Origin of the sequence: Campylobacter showae (assembly GCF_900699785.1) — a bacterium.
Lineage (GTDB): Bacteria > Campylobacterota > Campylobacteria > Campylobacterales > Campylobacteraceae > Campylobacter_A > Campylobacter_A showae_D.
Genome location: NZ_LR535679.1, coordinates 1,982,729 through 1,998,001, shown reverse-complemented (window position 1 = coordinate 1,998,001; position 15,273 = coordinate 1,982,729). Strand labels below are relative to the sequence as shown.

The window sequence follows — 15,273 nt, the reverse complement described above, 5'->3', positions numbered from 1 at the left end:
ATCGTGAGATGATTTTGAACGTTGCGCCAAAATTTTCGACTGAAGATAGAACACGTAGTTCATCGAGGGAGAAAATTTTAAGCTCGTTCAAAAGCGCTCGCGAGACAAGCCTCTAAGCCGCACGTTGTTTTATAGTTTCATACGCCTCATTTATCTCTTGCAGTTTTCTGGTACTCTTTTCTATCATCTCTTCGCTCTCGCCGCGCCCCATAAGGATATCGGGATGATATTTTTTTACGAGTTCGCGGTAGCGCTTTTTTACCTCGTCAAACGGCGCGTCCTCTTTTAGTCCAAGCACGTCGTAAGGGCTTTTAGCGCGTTTTACGTACGGATCGCTTCGGCCTCCCCTATCTTGCCGCCTTTGCCCGTAAAAATCGTCAAATCTCTTTAAAATCGACCAAAAATCGATCTCGTTAAGTCCAAATCCCAAAGCGATCTGCTCGATGACATTATGCTCGCTTTTACTAAATTCGCCGTCTATATAGGCCAAATTTAGTAAAAAAGATAGCTTCGCGGCCGCGGCGTCTTGACTAAGGCGGAAGCGATCTTTGTACTGTCTCGCGATAAAATAAGCATTATGCACCGTCTCTTTTTCGCGGTTATAGATCTGCTTTAGCTCCGCCCTCATCGCAGCGTCGTTGCCGAGCCTTAGAGAGATATCGTCTAGCGTCTCGCTGATGAGGCGAGCCTCTAGCTCGTTTACCCTGCCGTCGCTTTTGGCGACTTTAGCAAGCAGGCTAACTAGAAATTTAGCCTCTTCAAACATCGCCTTTTTTTGCGAGCCGCCTAAATTTACGGGATTTTGACTAAAATTTGAAACCAGATAATAAATCCCGTAAAATATCAAAAACCAAAAAATAAAACTCAAAATATCACCATAAATGATAAATCGTATTTTTGAGTTTGCCGCCTACTAGCTCGTTTTTACGCCACGAGCTCTCGTCGTTCATCACGTTCCAGCGGCGCTCGTCGGGGCGATAAAACCAGTCTTTGTCGATCTGATAATAAATCTGCTTGCCGTTTGCCTCGATGATGTTTGCGATGTTGTTGTCGTGGTAACTGTTCTCGTCGTAGTCGGTAAACGCGCGCTGCCCCATCTCGGAGTAAAGAAGCGTAAGCTCCTGAAGCATCTCGTTTAGCTCGTTGTCCATCTTTTGCACGTGCAGTCCGATCTCCTCGGCCTCGCGGAAAAGTATCGGATAATCATGCGCCGGATAGTCGCTGTTTAGGCGCTCGGAGATGTTTTGGATCTTTGCCTCGTCGTTCATGTGGTAGCGCAAAAGTTCGCAGCAAATCTTTAGCGAGAGCGAGCTAGCGCGGTCTACGGCGCCGAAAACCAGCGGATGGATGTAGTTGTATAGCGATTTATACGGGTTTTCGTCGTTGTCTTTTTCGTGCATTTTCCACAGCTTTATCACGCGGTTCAGCTCGTCCATCGACACGCTAACGCGCTCGTTGCCGTTATCTATCGGGCTCATCGCGTGCTTTAGCGAGGTATCGACGGCCGTTAGATACGCTAGCGGCCCCATCACGATTTCGTTTGCGCCAAGAGCCATCATCGTCGCTGCCGACGCACAGTTAGCAGGGATGAGAGCAGTGATGTTTTTGCAGTAGTTTCGCAGAGTGCTGATGATACGAAGTGCTGCGATACCGCTGCCGCCGTCGCTTTTGATAAACAAAAACGCATTTTCTATCTTTTTGCCCTTTAAAATTTCATACATCGCGCTCGCGTCGTTGCCGCAGACGCTGCCCGCGTTTGAGTTGTAGTATGTGATGAGCGTGCCGCCCAGTTTGGCCTCGACCGCCTTTAGTACCTGCTGAGTCTCGCTAAATAACACCGGCGGCTTAGCTACGCTTTTTTGATCCATTCCTCTGCCCTCCTTTTGCGGCTGTTCTTCTTCTTTGTTGTTTAAAAAGTCCTTCCAAGACATCTACTTTTCCTTTCAAATTCGTGTTAAATTTTACTTTTACGGTCGCCTGCAAGCTCGGCAAGATACGCGAGCTGATTAAATTTGATCAAATTTGACGCCAAGGCGCGCGGATAAATATCGCCCAGGCAAGCTAAATTTAGCAAGCGTCAAATTTACGCCGCCAAATTTAGTCCGGCTAAACCCGCCTCGCCAAAATTGGGCGTCAAATTTTAATCCTCTTGGCGGATGATTGCGGCAAATTTGTTAAAATAAACCTCGCTCACGTCGCTTAGCTTTTCCTCGATATCGTTTAGTTTAAATTTATCTCCGCCTACGCTGCCAATTTTTTCAAATTTGACGCCGTGTTTAGCGGCTAGAGATTCAAATTTAGCCTCGTCTTTTACGCCGACGATCGCGCGCGAAAAGCTCTCGTCAAATATAAAATCGGGCTTTTTAACGTCAAATTTGCACTCCGCGCCAAGTCCGCTTAGGCACGCCATTTTTGCTAGCGCTATGGCTACGCCGCCCACGCCTACGCTGTTTGCAAACTCTAGCGCGCCCGATTTATTTGCCTCGATGACCAAGTCCCACAGCGCGCGCTCTTTTTTATAGTCCACCGAGGATAGCTCGCCGCCCACCGCGTCAAATAGCGCCTTAGCGTAAAGCGACGCGGCAAATTCGCCCTTCGTCTCGCCAAGCACGTATATCGCCGTGCCGGCGCGCGTAAAGACGCTCGGAAGGCTCGCGTTTGCATCCTCGTTTACGCCCACCGTCACGATCGCGGGCGTCGGATAGACGCTCACGCCCTCGGTGTCGTTATATAGGCTCACGTTGCCGCTGACAACGGGCGTATTTAGCTCGCGGCAAGCCTCTTTGATACCCTCGCAGCCCTGTGCGAACTGCCACATGACCTCGGGTTTTTGCGGATTGCCGTAGTTTAGGCAGTCGGTGATGGCTAGAGGCGTCGCTCCGCTCATAGCGACCTTTCGTCCAGCCGCCGCAACCGCTCTAGCCGCGCCGTTTTTAGGATCGACGAAATTCGCCCGCGGGTCGCACTGCGCCGCCATCGCGATCGCCCTACCCGTTTCTTTCACGCGGATAACCGCAGCTCCGAGGAGTCCTGGCTGTTTGATCGTGTTTGTTTGGATATTTGCGTCGTATTGATCGTAGATCAGCGACTTGTTTAGCACCTCTGGCTCGCCAAGCAACTTCCAAAACGCGGTTTTATTATCCGCGTTCCCCGGGATTTGCAAATTTTTGATTTCGTCTAGGTATTTTGGGCGCGCTGTCGGTCGGTCAAGCACCGGGGATGCTTCGCTAAGCGGCGCTATGGGTATCTCGCCCGCTAGCTCGCCGTGCCAATAAAGCTCCATCACGCCGCTGTTTGTTACCTCGCCGATGATCTCGGCGTCTAGATCCCATTTTTTAAATATCTCAAGTATCTTTTGCTCGCAGCCCTTTTTTGCGCAGATGAGCATACGCTCCTGAGATTCGCTCAGCATTAGCTCGTACGGCGTCATGCCCGTCTCGCGCATAGGTACGCGGTCTAGATACATCTTCATGCCGCTGCCGCTGCGTCCGGCCATCTCAAAGCTGCTCGAAGTAAGCCCCGCCGCGCCCATATCCTGGATACCTACGACGTAATCGGTTTTAAATAACTCCAAGCACGCCTCCATCAGCAGCTTTTCGGCAAACGGATCGCCCACCTGTACGGTAGGGCGCAGGGATTTGTTCGCGTCGTTAAAGCTATCGCTCGCCATCACCGCGCCTCCGAGCCCGTCGCGACCGGTCTTTGAGCCGACGTAGATCACGGGGTTGCCGATACCTTCGGCCCTTCCGTAAAATATCTCGTCGCTCTTACAAAGCCCCAGCGCAAATGCGTTTACTAGGATGTTGCCGTTAAAGCTAGGATCAAACGTCGTCTCGCCGCCGATAGTAGGTATGCCCATGCAGTTGCCGTAATGAGCGATACCCGCGACCGCGCCTTTTAGCAGATAGCGCTGTTTTTTCGCGTTTTCGCTCTCGCCGCGCACCTCGCCGAATCTCAGCGAGTTCATATTCGCCACGACCCGCGCGCCCATCGTAAATACGTCGCGCAGTATCCCGCCCACGCCCGTCGCTGCGCCCTGAAAAGGCTCGATGAAGCTCGGGTGGTTGTGACTCTCCATCTTAAACACCGCCGCGACACCGCCTCCGACGTCGATGACGCCCGCGTTCTCGCCGGGACCCTGGATCACCCACGGCGCCTTGGTCGGGAAGCCGTTTAGGTACTTTTTACTCGACTTGTAGCTGCAGTGCTCGCTCCACATCGCAGAAAATATCCCAAGCTCGAGCAAATTGGGCTCTCTGCCTAGGATCTTTAGGATCTCCTCATACTCTTGATCGCTGATCTTGTGCGCTTTTACGGTAGCTTTGTCCATTTTTAGCCTTTAAAAAATTTTGGTTGATTTTACTTAAATTCGCATAAAAACTTGATAAACCAAAGGGACGAAAATGAGGCAAATTTGACGGGTGAAATTTGACGCTGCATGCAAAATTATACTACCGCCTTTTTATAATATTTGTGCCGCGTTACAAAACCAAACGATTTAAAAGCGCCCAACTCTTAATTAAAAAATAAATTCGGCTCTAAATTTAGACAAATAAAATTAGCATTTTTGGGGTGCGGATCTTGGCAAGTAGCTCAAATTTTAAGCAAAAACCGCATTTTACATTAAATTTTATCCCGCGGCTCAAAGCTCGCGCAGTTTTTCAAACTCCTTGCAGCCCTCTTTTTCGCCCGCATCGCACGCCTTTTTGAGATATTTTTTCATCTTTTGCACATACTCGTCAGTCATCCTGTCCCGAGCCTTATCAAAAAATTTAGCATACAAGCAGTCCATCCCGCCGCGCTCGTCGCAGCTCTTTTGAAAAAACGCCGACGCCGCCACGCCGCCGACAAGCAAGACTTGATAGTATTTAGCGACGTTTAGGCATTCGCGGCTCTCGCCCGACTCGCACGCTAGCTTCGTGCAGGCAAGCTTTGAGTCGCGCTCGTCCTTCGAGACGCAGACTTTTTGCAGCGCCGCTAGTCCATTTTGTCTGTCGTAAAATGCGTTGTTTTCGTCCAAACGCTTGTCCGCTAGTTGCATGCATGAGGCCATGCTAAAGGGGAAAATCGATCCGCAAAGCGTCTCTAGCATTTTTACTTCTTTTTGGTTGCGAGCGGCATCTGCGGTCAAATTTATATCCTTTGACGCGTCGCCGGCAAAAGCCAAATTTACGACAACCGCAAAAATCAAAATTTTAAACGGATTCATGTTTTTCTTTTTATATCGTCAGTTCTACGCAAGAGCGTCCGACGCTATGTAAATTCGGCGGGCGATTACCCGCCGCAAATGCCTACTCGCTCGGCATACTATAGTAGCAAAGTATGTTTAGCAGGATGCGTCCTTGCTTTTTGACATCTTGCTCGATGACGTCTTGTCTAAATTTCGCAGAGGTCGCCTGCTCTTTAGCTTCGGCCAGCTTGCTGCTAGGCAGGTTAAATTTAAAGTCTAAATTTTTTATCTCAAAGCCTTTGTTTCCGACTATCTTCGCGTCGATCACGGTGGCGAAAAACTCGTCAGACGCGCCCACGTAGTAGTTCGTCACGCTTCTAGCGCTTATAGGTTCGCCGCTAAAAAACGCCTTGCAAACGGGAGATTTTTGCGCGCTATAAATCACGCTCTCAAGGATCCCGCCGCCAAATTCATAAAACTTAAATTTCTTTGAGTTTTGTAGCTTTTTTATCTCGTCTTTATCGCTCAAGTCTACATTTTTACCGCTATCTAGATCAATCACTATCAGAGTTTTTACGCCGTCGCCGCTTGAGTAAACCCAGCCTAGATTTTGGCTCGCCGAGTCGCTCTCGCCCGGCGCCTTCACCTCGGCCCTACCCATGTAGTCGCCGAATTTTTCCTCGGTTTTACCGCCGCTAGTCTCGTAAACCGTAGTCTCGGTTATAAATCCGATCTGCTGTATACTAGCGTCGTTTTCCATATACGTACGCCACGCTCTCTCGCCGCCTATGTCGCCGGTGATGGCAGCACAACCGCTAAATGCCAACGCCGCGACAGCCGCCGCTACCGTCTTAAAAATCATCGTATTTTTCATTTTTATACTCCTTGCTTCTCGCTCAAAGAGCAAATTTGATTAAGCCTCGGCTCATACCCGCGCAACTCGTTTTGGATTTTTTCCTCAAATTTAGGCGTTTTTTCGGCTACTTCTCGCGGACTGTCTGGATTTGTAAAATTTTCTATATGAGATTTTAAAAGTAGCGCGCCGCCTTTGGACGAAATTTTTGCCTGCGTTATAACGGCCGTAAAATACCGTTTTTCTAAATTTTGCGTATCATAGTAGCTAGATACGGACTTCACGCTAACGTCGCCGCCTTTTTTAAATGCCTCGCAAACCGAAATCGGCGCCTCAAAAACCGCTACCGTCGTCAAATTTGAGCTAAATTCATAAAATTTGATCCGCCGAGCATCCCAAAGCTCGGTCGCGCTCGCTTCGTCTTTTAGATCAAACTCCGCCTCGGTATCGGCGTCCTTTAGCATAAACGCTCTATCTCCGCTTTTATGGACAGCCCCGAGCCTAAAAGGCAGCCTGCTGCCCTCTTTTTTAGTAAGAGCAAAGCCTGTAGTCTCGCCGTCAGCCGGCTGCACGCGAAAATCGCGCGAGAAAAACGCCGTCAAAAAGGCGACCTCCCTAACGGCGCCGTCCGTATCAAGATATCTCGTCCAGTTATCCTCGGGAACGTCGATATTTGAGATGTCGCGCTCGGCTATATTTGCGTCGCCGGTAATGCCCGCGCAACCGCTAAATGCCAAGGCTGCGACAGCCGCTAGAAATAAACTTTTCATCTCGCGCTCGCGTTTAAATTTGATAAAAACGATCAGTTTTTAGGCGCGGCGCAAACGATGTTTGATAGGATTTGCTCCTGTTTTTTAGCGTCGGCGTCTATGACTTTGCTCCTAAATTCCGCTGATCGAGCCCGCGTCTGCGTGTCAGCTAGCTTACCGTCGCTGACGAAAAATTTAAAGTCTAGATTTTTGATCTCGGCGCCTTTGCCCTTTTTCACTCCGATATCCATCACGGTTGTGAAAAATTCGCTATTGTCGGCGCTTTCTTTATCGTAATAATTAGTCACCGCACGAGCTTTTACCGTCTTGCCCGCTGCAAAACTCTCGCACACGGCGCCCGAGTCCGCGCTAAAAACCACGCTCTCTAGCATACCGCCGCCAAACTGATAAAATTTGACCTTTTTAGCCTTTTTTAGGTCTTCGTGCTCGGCTTTATCGCGCATATTTATGTACTGGTAACCAAATTTTTCCTTATCGTTAAGCTCCAAAACTATAAACGAAATACCGTTTTGCGAGTACATATCGCCAAGTTTCAAATTTTGACCGTCTTTTTTTATGAGCGCCATGCCGATGATATCGCCGTTTTTTTGCGCGTAGGTTGCGCTCAAATTTTCTGAGAAAAATGCGACATCGCCGACGCTGCCGTCATTTTCTAGATATTTGATCCAGTCCGGTTCAGGCGATACTACGCTAGCCGTTAGATGATCCTGCGAAGGCATGCAACCGCCCAGCAACGCAGCTAGAGCGGCTATAGATAGGATTTTTTTCATTATTCTTCCTTTCTTAAAGTGATTTTGATTATTTGCCTAGGCAAAAGTTGCTAAACATTTCGTCTAAAATTTCGCTTCTCTCAAACGGTTTCGTGATCGACGAGATCTGCTCTATTGCCGTATTTAGCTCATAAGCAAAAAGCTCGAGCTCGGACTCGGCGAGCAAATTTAGAGCTCTTTTTATCGCCTCGCTAGCCGCCTCGCAGCTTGAAATTTGACGAGTGGAGTTTAGTAGTATCTCGCTCGTCTCCTGTGCATCTAGATAGGTTTTTAGATTGCTTATTATCTCGTCTGTTCCTTGCTTTGCGCAAATTTTTATCGGATTTTCGGGACTTGTAAATTTAACGCCGAGGTCGCATTTATTTAGAACGTAAAAAATCTTTTTTTGCGAGTTTTTTAAAAGCTCCAGGATCTCGTTATCCTGCTCGTCGGCCTCCTGCGACGCGTCAAAAACAGCCAAGATAACATCGGCCTCCTCGATAGCCCGCAGCGAATACGAAATGCCGATCTGCTCAATCTTGCCCGCGTTTTTACGGATGCCTGCCGTGTCTATGATGCGCACTAGATGAGTGCCGATTTTTAGGGCTTCTTCGATACTGTCTCTAGTCGTGCCGGCCTCGTCGCTGATGATCGCGCGCTCGTAAGATAAAAGCGAGTTTAAGATCGAGCTTTTGCCGACGTTTGGCTTGCCGACTATCGCGATTTTAAAGCCCTCGAGCAACCCTTTTCTGCTCTGACTTATGGCGACGATTTTATCTAGTTTAGCGCTGTTTTGTTTTAGCATTTGGCTGATACTCTCCAGCAGATCGGCAGGCAGATCGTCGTCGGCATAGTCGATGCTAGTCTCCACGAATGCCAGAGTTTTTACGAGCCCGGAGCGGATTTCATCCGCAAATTTAGCCAGGTCGCCTCTCATAGTGCGGGCGATGATTTTTACGCTATCCTCGCTTTTTGCGTTTATGAGCGAGTTTATCGCCTCGATCTTGCTAAAATCCATCTTGCCGTTTATGAGCGCTCGCTTGCTAAACTCTCCTGCGCGCGCGAGTCTAGCGCCGTTTTTGATGAGCTCGCCTAGGATCAAATTTGCCACCACTAGTCCGCCGTGGAGCTGAAACTCCACCACGTCCTCGCCCGTGAAACTGTGAGGAGCCTTGAAATAAATAAGTAGCGCTTCGTCGATAAGCTCGCCTTCGGCGTAAATTTTAGTTAGAGTAGCATAACGCGGAACAAGAGAGGTGATTTTAGTGAGTTTTAGAGCTAGACTAAGGGCGTCCGCGCCGCTTAGCCTGATGATGGAGATCGAGCCTACGCCGTGCGCGGTGGCGACGGCGGCTATGGTCTCGTTCATTTTTTGATAAAGTCGTTCACGACTACGAACTGCCCGTCGCTATTTGACTTTACGCTTACGTATTTGTCGGGGAATTTTTCGCGCAGTTTTTCAAGAGCGATTTTAACCAAAACGCCGTCTAAAGACTTGGTTTTGGCTTTGCCAGTCTCCTCCACTCGCTCGATTATGCCTTTTAGATATTGATCGATCGCGGCTTCTTGATTTTGCAAAAACTGCGCGATCTCAAGGCGCACCACTAGGCCGTATTTTGAGCTGATCCAGTTATAGAGCAGATATGAGATCGCCTTGTATCGGTAGCCTTCTTTGCCGATGAGTAGCGCCGCATCCTCGCCGTCAAGCTCGATTATTACGGTCTCGTCGTCAAATTTGCGCACGCCTATCTTATCTATCGTAAAGAAATTTCCGCCAAAGAGCTTTTCTACGCCCTGCTTTATCTCGGGCAATACTTTATCGATGTCGGCTTTTGGTTTTTGAGCCAAGCCGCGGTCGGCACGAGAGTCTTGTTTTTCTTTTTTAGCCAAATTTGGCGCAGTCTGCGTCAAATTTGCCTCGCTGCCGGAAGCTTGCGAGCCTAAATTTTCGCTGCTTCCCGCTTTTTCCTCACCCTCGTAAAAGTCGTTTTTATTAAAGGTATCGATGATCGAGTGATCAAGGATGCTTTTGCCGCTCTCTTTTTTGGGTTGTTCTTTTTTATGCGACTCTTTTTCTTTTACTTGAGATTCTTTTTGCGGTTGCGATTCTTCTACTTTAGACTCGTTTGCCGCGTTAGTTTCGCTTTGCTTTGCCGCATGATTTTTGTGATGCTCGTGGCGATTTTTATGATTTTTTTTCTTTTCGCTTCGGTGATTTTGCTCTTCGCCGGAGTTCTCTTTTTTCTTAAATTCCTTCTTTTTTTCGCCGCCGTTTTCTTTATGACCGTTTTCGCGAGTAGCTTGAGGAGCTTTTTTGGCTTCTTTATGCGCGCCCTCTTTTACGGCTTCGATGATCGCCGTTTTTTTGAAAAATCCCAAAAAACCCGCGCTTGGATTTTGCAAAATCTTGATATCAAGCTCGGTAACGGAGCAGTTTAGCTCCTCGGCAGCCTTTTGAAAGGCCTCTTGTAGATTTTCGGCTTCTATTCGCATCAGGCCTTTACCTCCGCTTTTTTATGTTTTTCAAAGAGCTTGTTTACAAAAATTTGCTGAATGACCGAGCAGACGTTGTTTACAAACCAGTAAAGCGTAAGTCCCGCAGGGAAGGTCACGAAGAAAAACGTAAAGATAAGCGGTAAAAATTTCATTATCTTTTCTTGCATCGGGTCGCTAAACGTGGTCGGCGTGAGCTTTTGCTGAAGGAACATAGTCGCACCCATCAAAATAGGCAGTACGAAATACGGATCCATCACCGAAAGGTCGTGTATCCATAGTATCCACGGCGCAGCTTTTAGCTCGATCGCGTTTAATAGTACGCGGTAAATCGCAAAGAAAATCGGTATCTGCATAAGTATCGGCAAGCAGCCTCCCATAGGGTTCGCGCCGTTTTTCTTATATAGCTCCATCATGTGCATATTTAGCTTTTGCGGATCGCCTTTGTATTTGGCTTGCAGCTCTTTTACCTTCGGCGCTAGATCTTTGAGCTTGTTCATCGATAACATACCTTTGTATGTAAGAGGGAAAAGTACGATCCTGATAACCAGCGTTAGTACCACGATCGCCCAGCCCCAGTTACCGATGTAGCCGTAAAGCAAATTTAAAAACGCAAACATCGGTTTTGCGATAAAGGTAAACCAGCCGTACTCGATGACGTCCACGAGCTCCTCGTTTATCTGGCTTAAAGTCGCATGATCTTTAGCACCGATGTAACCTTTGGCTTTAAAATTTTGCTCGCCTTTTACAAATATCACTGCATTGCCCGCGCCGTCTTTTGAAACTACGGGATTTAAAAGTCCGTCAAATTTGAAAAACAAAGCCGTATAGTATCTGTCGCTAGCTGCGGCTATGTTTACGTTATTAAAACTCTCGGTCGCGTCTACGTCGCCATCCTCGATGATAGTTAGCTTGCCGTCGTTATGCTTAAGTAGCGCACCGTGGACGGTATAGCTGTCGATAGCGACGTTTGGACGAAAGCCCGGAGTCACGTAGTATTCGCCTGCGCTCACGCTAAGATCTAGGTCGTAGCTTCCGTTTGGATAAAACGTGATTTTCTTGGTTACGCTAGAGCCTTCCAAATTTTGCGTTAAAACTATGCTTTTTGGCTCGCTAGTTAAATTTATCTCACTAACGTCGCTAGCATAAGCTACCTTGAAGGCCTGCTCGTTTAAAGCCTTGTCGCTAAAGCGAACCTCAAGCGGTAGCGGCTGAGCGCCTGCCAGCTCGATGCGCTCGCCATCGGCATTTTTATATTTTTCGTCATTTAGATAAAATTTAGAAATCCTGCCAAGCTCGTCGATGCGCGCCTCAAAGTGTTCGCCCTTTATCACGGCGATCTCGCGGCTTTGCGTCGCTACGGCTTGCGGAGCGCTAGCGGCCGATGCGGTATTTGCGCTCGGAGCGGCGTTTGCATGGCTAGCTTGCTGCGCAGCTACGGTTTGATTTTGATCTAACGGCAAATTTTTAGGAATAAAAAAATAATCGTAAGCGATAAAAAAGATAAAAGATAAAACGGTCGCTAATATCACGCGTTTTTGAACTGACATATTGTCTAACACTATTTTTCCTTTTGAAAGTCTAAATTTTTAATAACGTAGAATTTATTTTTTTTATACGGGACGAACCAAAATGCGATGTGTGATTTTAAATTTTGATTGGATATAAAAAAAGAGTCGAAATTTTTACTGATGACGGGGTAGTCGATGCCGCCTTTAAAGAGTTGATTACAGCGTAAAATTCTAAAAATAACCGCAAAAAGCGCCGAGAAAAAGCCGTTAAATTTAAACTGCCAAACGGCAAATTCCGAGCATGAGGGATAGTATCTACAAGACTTCGGAGTAAATTTGGAGATATAATCTTGATATGCTTTTATCAAAAATAAAATAGCTTGTTTTATCATTTTCATATGCCTGATTTTATACATCCGAGTTTTTTCATAGCCCAAGAGATATTTTTTTTGAGCTTTAAAAACGAGCTTTTCTCTAGCCCGTTTTTAACGACTATCACGTAAATGCCGTCCGCAAGCTCATTTGAAATCTCGACTACAACCGCTCGCAAAAGTCTTTTACATCGGTTGCGAACGACGGCTTTGCCCACCTTTTTGCTGGCTACGACGGCTAATTTGTTTTCATTGCAAGGCTTAAAAAAGACTATCGCCTCCTCGCAGTGCCATTTGACGGCCTCTTTGTAGACGCTTGAAAACTCCTTTTGGCTGCTTATAGAGCCAAATTTGCTTAAACGGCCAATCTTGCTCTGCCTTTTGCGCGTCTTGCGTTTAGCACTTTGCGGCCGTTTTTAGTTTTCATGCGGACGCGAAACCCGTGAGTGCGTTTTCTAGGGGTTTTATGAGGCTGGTATGTTCTTTTCATAAATTTTTCCTTATGGTGATTTTGATATAAGTCGGTGATTTTATCAACAAATCGCTTAAAATCCTTTTAATAAATTTTTAAACTTCGTTTTAAAATAATAAAAATATAATCGCTCATTAAAATTTAGGAGAAAAAATTGTCTTACGTTATTAGAAAAGCATCCAGGGCCGACATGCCAGCCGTTTGCGAGCTGGTTAAAGAGCTGGCCGCATACGAAAAAATGAGCGATGATATTAAATTTACGCCGGAAATTTTTGCCGAGTCTATTTTTAAGAAAAACTACGCCGAGATTTTAGTCTGCATAGCAGAGGGTAAAATCATAGCTTACGCGATATATTTTTACACCTTTTCCACTTTTTTGGGACTTGGCGGGATGTATTTGGAGGATTTGTACGTCCAAAAAGAGCATCGCAACAGAGGCATAGGAAAAGAGTTTTTTAGGCATCTAGCTCAAATTTGCAAGGACGAAAACCTCCAACGCCTCGAGTGGGCGTGTCTGCACTGGAACGAGTCCGGCATCAAATTTTACGAAAAAATGGGCGCGAAAAACCAGTCCGAACAGTGGCGAAACTACCGCTTGGAGGGCGAAAATTTAATCAAACTAGCGCTTTGATTTATCTGTTTTTAACGCCCTTTTGGATATCATCGCGCGATGAGTTACGCAAACGAAATTTTAAGAGAGCTTTACTATCTAAGGGCATTCGGGTATAAATTTGCTGATTTTTCGCCTTCGTCCGTAGCCTTGCCGAGCAGCCTTGCCGAGCTAAACGCGAGCATCAAAGAGTGCAATCTATGCGAGCTTTGCAAGAGCGCAAATCACGCGCTAACGGGCCTTGGAGATGAAAGCGCTAAAGTTGTTTTCGTATTTGACGCGCCAAACGCCGCCGAGGACGCGAGCGGAGAGTTTCTAGCCGGCGACGATAATTTTTTGCAAAATTTAAAGGATTTAGCGGGTCTTGACAAAAACGAAATTTACGTCACTAGCCTGCTAAAATGCAAACCCGCCGCCAAAGCTCCGGCAAGCGCTTACGAGCTTTGCGAGCCGTATTTTAGCGCAGAAGCCCGTCTAGTAGCGCCAAAACTCATCGTAGCGCTTGGCGAAGAGGTTTTTTACAAAATGATAAAACAAAGCGCGCAAAGCTTTGAGGCAATAAGGGGAAACATAATGAAATTTAAACACTCAGCCCTGCTGGCGACTTATTCGCCAAGCGTAGTAGCGAAAAATCCAAGCAAAAAAGAGCTGTTTTTTAGCGATCTAAAAAAGATAAAAGAGTGCCTATGAGAAAAATTTTAACAGTTTTACTGATCTGCTCGGCACTATTTGCCAGGAGCGACAAGCCATCGGACATCCCGCCGGCAAGCGAAATTTATATAAATTTAGAACCCGTCAAATGTAACGACATATGTTTGCTAGAACTCGTTAGAGAAGGTCTTTTGCACAGCTTTTTGGCTCGCTACGAAGGTAGCTCGAATCAAGAAATTTTACAAGCTTTTAACGCACTAAACGGCTCATACGTAAACGCCGGTACCGAGAGCCTGACGCCAAGCTCAAACGCCGAGTTTAAGATCGCCGTCATCATCCCGCAGGATAGCATAAAAAGCTACGCCGGCGTCGTCTCAAACGCGGTTATCGCCTACGTCGTCAGGCAAAACGCTGCCATCGACGTTAAATTTTACAACATCGGCAACGAGGCTCCAAGCGCTATCGACGGCGCCCTAGCACGCGCTAGAAGCGAAAATATCGCCTATATCATCGCGCCGTTTACGCCTGTTGGCGCAAAATATCTAAACGAGGTTTTAGACCCCGCTATGACGGCTTTCGTGCCGACCCTACACATCTCTAGCGTCGATTCGCCGCAGGACAATTTGATATTTGGCGGTATAGACTACAAAGGACAAGTCGAGAAGCTGCTAAATTTCTCAAACGGCCAAGTCGCGGCGTTTTCTGACGGCAGCGCGCTAGGAGCGGCGCTAAATCGCTACGCGGACGAGTTTAGCGGCGGACTAACCTACGAAAACGAGATCGCAAACGGCGTCACCGACCTAAAGTCAATGCTCTCTGGCAACTCCAGGCTAAGCGGCGCGACCGTTTTCCTAAACGTTCCGCTCGTAAAAGCTTCGATGGTGAGCTCTCAAATGCGCCTTTACGACGTCAAATTTAACGCCCTTTTAAGCACGCAGATCAACTACGCGCCGAGCATCTTTAAACTCATGCAACCGCAAGATAGAGAAAAGCTCTATATAGCCAACTCGATTTCTAAAACCGACGGCGCGCTGGACTCAAATAACGAAATTTTGGGGCAAAATTTGAACTTTAACTGGGTGGGCTACTCCGCTAGCGTCGGGCTTGACTACATCTACGCGACCTACCTAAACCGCGGCGCGCAGAGGCTTTTTAGCGAGAGCGTCGAAGACTCGCAAATCATCTATGATACGAAGGTTTTAAAAGCCGACGAATACGGCTTTTACGAGCAATAAGAGGAGAGAAAATCCACTGTCTCCTCGCTCATCTTAGCAGGCCTTAGGTTGCTAACAAACGCAACCTCGACATCGGCTTCAAAAACGAGCTCAGGCTGGCATTCTCCGCTTAAATTTGCGATTTTATAAATTTTTTGATTTATGAGCGCGGAGGCTTTTTTTAGGCTTGCCACGCTTGTTTTTACCCCGAGCAGATCGCCAAGGACGGCCGGTTTTTTAAATTTCGCCCGAATCTCGCTCACGACAAAATGTCCGTCCTTGCTAAAAGGCTTAATCTCCGAGCCGAAAAACATCTCGCTGCGCGCCCTTTCGCAGTATTTTATATAGTTTGCGTGATAGACTATGCCGCCCGCATCGGTATCTTCGTAGTAGATTCGTATTTTCACGG

At 47.2% G+C, this 15,273-nt stretch carries 17 protein-coding genes; 3 read left to right on the top strand and 14 right to left on the bottom strand.

What is annotated here, in order from left to right; genetic code table 11:
* Positions 1-112 precede the first annotated feature (112 nt).
* The 13 genes from E4V70_RS09815 to rpmH form a co-directional block, all read right to left on the bottom strand.
* Positions 113-868, bottom strand: a complete 756-nt coding sequence (locus E4V70_RS09815; protein ID WP_122863600.1) for a TerB family tellurite resistance protein — start codon at positions 866-868, stop codon at positions 113-115.
* A 4-nt stretch (positions 869-872) separates the two neighbouring features.
* Positions 873-1,931, bottom strand: coding sequence for an SDH family Clp fold serine proteinase (locus E4V70_RS09810; RefSeq protein WP_004320299.1), 1,059 nt, complete (start codon positions 1,929-1,931; stop codon positions 873-875).
* A gap of 209 nt (positions 1,932-2,140) precedes the next feature.
* Positions 2,141-4,330, bottom strand: coding sequence for a phosphoribosylformylglycinamidine synthase subunit PurL (gene purL, locus E4V70_RS09805; RefSeq protein WP_122863599.1), 2,190 nt, complete (start codon positions 4,328-4,330; stop codon positions 2,141-2,143).
* Positions 4,331-4,642: 312 nt separating this feature from the next.
* On the bottom strand, positions 4,643-5,209 hold the full coding sequence (locus E4V70_RS09800; RefSeq protein WP_122863598.1) for a hypothetical protein: 567 nt from the start codon (positions 5,207-5,209) through the stop codon (positions 4,643-4,645).
* Between the two features lie 82 nt (positions 5,210-5,291).
* The gene (locus E4V70_RS09795; protein ID WP_122863597.1) at positions 5,292-6,044 is read right to left on the bottom strand and encodes a hypothetical protein; all 753 of its coding nucleotides are present in this window, start codon (positions 6,042-6,044) and stop codon (positions 5,292-5,294) included.
* Between the two features lie 2 nt (positions 6,045-6,046).
* Complete coding sequence (locus tag E4V70_RS09790) at positions 6,047-6,793, bottom strand: hypothetical protein (RefSeq protein WP_122863596.1); 747 nt, start codon at positions 6,791-6,793, stop codon at positions 6,047-6,049.
* Between the two features lie 32 nt (positions 6,794-6,825).
* Positions 6,826-7,563: a hypothetical protein gene (locus tag E4V70_RS09785; protein ID WP_122863595.1), complete on the bottom strand. Its 738-nt coding sequence runs from the start codon at positions 7,561-7,563 to the stop codon at positions 6,826-6,828.
* 28 nt (positions 7,564-7,591) lie between these two features.
* Entirely contained in the window at positions 7,592-8,911 is a 1,320-nt protein-coding gene (gene mnmE / locus E4V70_RS09780; RefSeq protein ID WP_122863594.1) for a tRNA uridine-5-carboxymethylaminomethyl(34) synthesis GTPase MnmE, read from the bottom strand.
* Positions 8,908-10,035 carry a Jag N-terminal domain-containing protein gene (locus tag E4V70_RS09775; RefSeq protein WP_122863593.1) on the bottom strand — a complete coding sequence of 376 codons (1,128 nt, stop codon included), beginning with the start codon at positions 10,033-10,035 and terminating at the stop codon, positions 8,908-8,910. Before E4V70_RS09775 ends, mnmE begins: the two co-directional genes overlap by 4 nt.
* Positions 10,035-11,585 (bottom strand): membrane protein insertase YidC, encoded by a 1,551-nt coding sequence (gene yidC / locus E4V70_RS09770; protein ID WP_232037890.1) that lies wholly within the window; start codon positions 11,583-11,585, stop codon positions 10,035-10,037. The genes E4V70_RS09775 and yidC overlap by 1 nt, the downstream gene beginning before the upstream one ends.
* Before the next feature lie 11 nt (positions 11,586-11,596).
* A complete protein-coding gene (gene yidD / locus E4V70_RS09765) occupies positions 11,597-11,938 on the bottom strand; it encodes a membrane protein insertion efficiency factor YidD (protein WP_232037862.1) in 342 nt (113 codons plus the stop codon).
* Positions 11,939-11,940: 2 nt separating this feature from the next.
* Entirely contained in the window at positions 11,941-12,285 is a 345-nt protein-coding gene (rnpA, locus tag E4V70_RS09760; protein ID WP_390886757.1) for a ribonuclease P protein component, read from the bottom strand.
* Positions 12,273-12,407 (bottom strand): 50S ribosomal protein L34, encoded by a 135-nt coding sequence (rpmH, locus tag E4V70_RS09755; RefSeq protein WP_002946826.1) that lies wholly within the window; start codon positions 12,405-12,407, stop codon positions 12,273-12,275. Before rpmH ends, rnpA begins: the two co-directional genes overlap by 13 nt.
* Positions 12,408-12,543: 136 nt before the next feature.
* Between rpmH and E4V70_RS09750 the strand changes: the two genes are divergently transcribed.
* The 3 genes from E4V70_RS09750 to E4V70_RS09740 are packed head-to-tail and all read left to right on the top strand — an operon-like array spanning position 12,544 to position 14,885.
* Positions 12,544-13,020, top strand: a complete 477-nt coding sequence (locus E4V70_RS09750; RefSeq protein WP_122863589.1) for a GNAT family N-acetyltransferase — start codon at positions 12,544-12,546, stop codon at positions 13,018-13,020.
* Between the two features lie 39 nt (positions 13,021-13,059).
* Complete coding sequence (locus E4V70_RS09745; RefSeq protein ID WP_122863588.1) at positions 13,060-13,689, top strand: uracil-DNA glycosylase; 630 nt, start codon at positions 13,060-13,062, stop codon at positions 13,687-13,689.
* Positions 13,686-14,885 (top strand): hypothetical protein, encoded by a 1,200-nt coding sequence (locus tag E4V70_RS09740; RefSeq protein WP_122863587.1) that lies wholly within the window; start codon positions 13,686-13,688, stop codon positions 14,883-14,885. The genes E4V70_RS09745 and E4V70_RS09740 overlap by 4 nt, the downstream gene beginning before the upstream one ends.
* Here E4V70_RS09740 and E4V70_RS09735 read toward each other — a convergent pair.
* The gene (locus E4V70_RS09735; protein WP_122863586.1) at positions 14,873-15,271 is read right to left on the bottom strand and encodes a YbgC/FadM family acyl-CoA thioesterase; all 399 of its coding nucleotides are present in this window, start codon (positions 15,269-15,271) and stop codon (positions 14,873-14,875) included. The genes E4V70_RS09740 and E4V70_RS09735 overlap by 13 nt on opposite strands.
* Between the last annotated feature and the right edge of the window lie 2 nt (positions 15,272-15,273).